The organism is Candidatus Phycosocius spiralis (assembly GCF_030158815.1).
GTDB classification, from domain to species: domain Bacteria; phylum Pseudomonadota; class Alphaproteobacteria; order Caulobacterales; family Aquidulcibacteraceae; genus Aquidulcibacter; species Aquidulcibacter spiralis.
This window is the reverse complement of sequence record NZ_BPFZ01000028.1, coordinates 1-2,032: the sequence shown is the minus strand read 5'-3', so window position 1 is coordinate 2,032 and position 2,032 is coordinate 1. Positions and strand designations below refer to the sequence as shown.

The following is a 2,032-nucleotide window of genomic DNA, read 5'->3' as shown; positions in this document are numbered from 1 at the left end:
TCACGACGAACGCTTTCTGGGCGTCCGTGAACTTCGATGCTTTCATGCCAAACCTCCTCGTCCAGCCAAGGAAAATTACGGCACAAAACTCTAATTCCAAATGGTCCAAGTCTCAGGTGGCAGAGCAAACTATCAAACAACTCTCAAAATGACCGGATGAACATCAGGGGTCAAGTCACTACCGATGCTGCCTACGATCTAGTTACCCGCGCCGTCACCGTGCCTCAGCCCAAAGCGTTCCTCAACCCAAAGATGAAAGATCAATGATCGTTATTGGTCGTGTTGTCTGAACAGATATTGTGGTGGGAGACAGCATGGTAACCTTCTCACTCTGGCCGTGCAATGTGCTGATCGAGGAGAATTTTTCTAAATTGAAAGAGTGTCTTGGAGGGCTTGAAAGGGTTTAAACGAGCCGCGTATGTTTGTTATAGAAGTCAAAGTTTCGACTGTCTTTCAATGGGTTGTGCAGCGCGTTTGGCATTTGTTCAACCAAACGCACTGTTCGGTCTGGTGGGTTTGGAAAGTGCTATTCACTTTTAATTTTTGGGCTTACGGTCCGTAGCTTTTGCTTTAGATACTTTAAGTTTCTTGCTCTGAAAAACGATCGCATCTGAAGGGATTAAGTTTGGACGACCAACCATCAATCCCATGGAGATGGTCTGCGACACATAATAAGTTTCGCCGGGTTCGATTTCTAGACGTAGTGTATCTTTAACCTCGGATTCAATATTATATTCGTGCGTACCAGGCTCTGCGATATGGATGAAATAAGAGCCATTTTCCAGTTTGCCAATTCCTTTGTCACCTTCTCGGACTGAAAAACTCAACGCATATCCTAAAAAGTTAGATGGCCGAAAAAAAACGATTTGCCCTTTGTTCTCAGGTGGTGGGGAAAGTGGATTTTGCCCACTTAATTGAGGATCTGGCGGTGTAGTGGACTCAGCGACTGATGACGTCTCAGCTGGTGGGGCTGACTGCGTAGGTGAAACCGGTTCAGCTGGTGGGGCTGACTGGGTAGGTGAAACCGGTTCAGTTGGTGGGGCCTTCTCAGGGGGAGGTGCGGGTAGAGGAGAGGGATCGGTATTTGGCGGCGCTACCACCGGGGCTGGCTGGATCGTAGGCTCTGTGCTGGTTGTTTGGGCGAAAGCCCCTGAACTTGTCATTGAAACAAAGATTGCACTGGCTGCCATAAGAAAGCGGCGAATATCCATCATATAGTTCATCATAGAAGCAGTTTTCATATTAGGCATCTCCTAAAGTTAAAGTGAAAAATTAACAATTGAGCCTTTCCAATGTTTGACTATTCATGGTGCTTCAGATTTCCTGATCGGAGAAAAATCACCAGAAAGCCGCGCCTGACCCCAAGAACCAGTTGGAATTTCAACATGTCCACCTGATACTAAAAGACCAGCAAAGCCAACATAGGGTACAAAGGTTAGGGCAGTTACCAAACCTGATTTATCTTCCCCGCTCTGTGAAAGCCGCAGCCCTCGTAAGGGTATAAGCTGCCCTTCAAAAGTCAAACTACGCGCAGCGAGAATTAATTTGCCAGGCTTGCCACCAATCCCAGGCTTACCAGCATCAATGATTTCTCCACTACCAAGTGTTCCGACAGGAATGACAATCGTGTTTCCAAGTTTCAAAGGGGCTGAAAGTTTGAGTGCAAAAGTGTCTCCGATTTTATGGGTCCGCGTTGAGATCATTTCGATGATTTCAACTTTAATCACAGTCCCCGCTGGGACGAACTCAGCGCTTGAACTTGGTGCTCTGATTTGACTTTTATCTGGCGGACTTTTATCTGGCGGACTAACATCTTGCAGACTATTATGAGGTGAGGGCACTTGGAAGTTTAATCCTGCTGCCAATGACATTATAGGGTTCAAAATCAAACCAATAGTTGTGACTGAGCATACAAATCGGGAATAATTGATCATTTCTTCATCTAACCTGAGTTCGCCTAACCTAAAAATGCTAACTAAATCATGATTGTTCCCTAATTTGTATGTCAGAGTCCGAAGCTTTGTGGGTTCTC

The 2,032-nt window shown here is 45.9% G+C and carries 2 protein-coding genes; both read right to left on the bottom strand.

What is annotated here, in order from left to right; all coding sequences use genetic code 11:
• Positions 1-536 precede the first annotated feature (536 nt).
• The gene (locus tag PsB1_RS11740; protein ID WP_284361824.1) at positions 537-1,241 is read right to left on the bottom strand and encodes a DUF2846 domain-containing protein; all 705 of its coding nucleotides are present in this window, start codon (positions 1,239-1,241) and stop codon (positions 537-539) included.
• 63 nt (positions 1,242-1,304) lie between these two features.
• Complete coding sequence (locus tag PsB1_RS11735) at positions 1,305-1,934, bottom strand: hypothetical protein (protein ID WP_284361822.1); 630 nt, start codon at positions 1,932-1,934, stop codon at positions 1,305-1,307.
• Between the last annotated feature and the right edge of the window lie 98 nt (positions 1,935-2,032).